This is a genomic window from Mesorhizobium sp. B1-1-5 (genome assembly GCF_006443065.1).
GTDB lineage: Bacteria > Pseudomonadota > Alphaproteobacteria > Rhizobiales > Rhizobiaceae > Mesorhizobium.
This window is the reverse complement of sequence record NZ_VFWS01000552.1, coordinates 1-1,139: the sequence shown is the minus strand read 5'-3', so window position 1 is coordinate 1,139 and position 1,139 is coordinate 1. Positions and strand designations below refer to the sequence as shown.

Below are 1,139 nucleotides of genomic sequence, written 5' to 3'. Positions count from 1 at the left end.
GCGGCGCCGTGGGCGGGGCCGTTGCGGGGCTCATCCTGGCCGTCGCCGCCGAGCGCGCCACTTCGCGTCTTGCCGGGAGAGATGGACGGCGCCAGCCTCGGGCCACCGACGGCCCGGCCGACGAAATAGGCAAAGATGTCGGTCGCCCAGACCACCGCGAACAGGAACAGGATGGCGACGAGGCCGGAATGGTCGCCGTCACGCAGAAGCGCAAGGGAAAGACCCGAGACGGCTGCATAGGCAAGGCCGGAGGCATCCCACTGCCCGGCCCCGCGCAGTTGGGCGGCGATGGCCGTGACGGCGACCAGTGCAGCCACCAGAAGCAGCAGCCACAAGGCAGGCAGGCCGGTGATCAGGGCGCCGAGAAACACCAGCAGCAGCGCTTCCGGCAAAAAACCGAGCCCGGTCGTCCCGGAAGGGCGAGACATGCGCGTCCATTCGTAGAAGATCACCGCCGAAATCGCGGCTGAAAGCAGCCGGAACGGCAGGCCGCCGAACCAGGTCAGGCCAAGCGTCGCGATGGCAAGCACGACCGCCGAAAGAACGCGAAGCTGGAGATTGCTCATCCCGCGGCCGGCCGCGCAGCGACATCTTGCGGATCCAGCCCGCCAAAACGGCGTTCGCGCCCGGCGAACTCGCGCAAGGCCTCGGCTAGATGCTCTCGGCTGAAATCGGGCCAATAGCAGGGCAGGAACACAAGCTCGCTATAGGCAGCCTGCCACAGAAGAAAATTGGAAAGGCGAAGCTCACCGCTGGTGCGTATGACCAGTTCGGGATCGGGAACGCCTTGCGTGTCGAGGCAGCCGGCAAAGGATTCGGCGGTGATCGCCTCGCTGTCGAGCTCGCCGCGCGCGACGGCCGAGGCAAGCTTGCGCGCCGTGCGCACGATCTCGTCGCGTCCGCCGTAGTTGAAGGCGATGATCAGCGTCAGCGCCTCGTTGGCCGACGTCAGCGCTTCGGCTTCTTCGAGCAGGAGCCTGATATCGGGCTGCAGCCCTGCCCTGTCGCCGATGATCCTGACGCGCACGCCGCTGCGGTGCAGTTCGGCGAGATCGCGGCGAATGAACAGCTTCAACAGGCCCCTCAGGTCGCTGACTTCGGATTTCGGCCGCGACCAGGTTTCCGAAGAGAAGGCATAG

The 1,139-nt window shown here is 66.5% G+C and carries 2 protein-coding genes; both read right to left on the bottom strand.

Annotation, left to right across the window (positions count from 1 at the left end; genetic code table 11):
- On the bottom strand, nt 1-566 hold a 566-nt coding region (locus FJ980_RS33205), incomplete at its 3' end, for a phosphatidate cytidylyltransferase (RefSeq protein WP_181181411.1).
- Nucleotides 563-1,139, bottom strand: a 577-nt coding sequence (uppS, locus tag FJ980_RS33200) for a polyprenyl diphosphate synthase (RefSeq protein WP_140547622.1), incomplete at its 5' end; no start/stop codon positions are given. The genes uppS and FJ980_RS33205, both read right to left, overlap by 4 nt.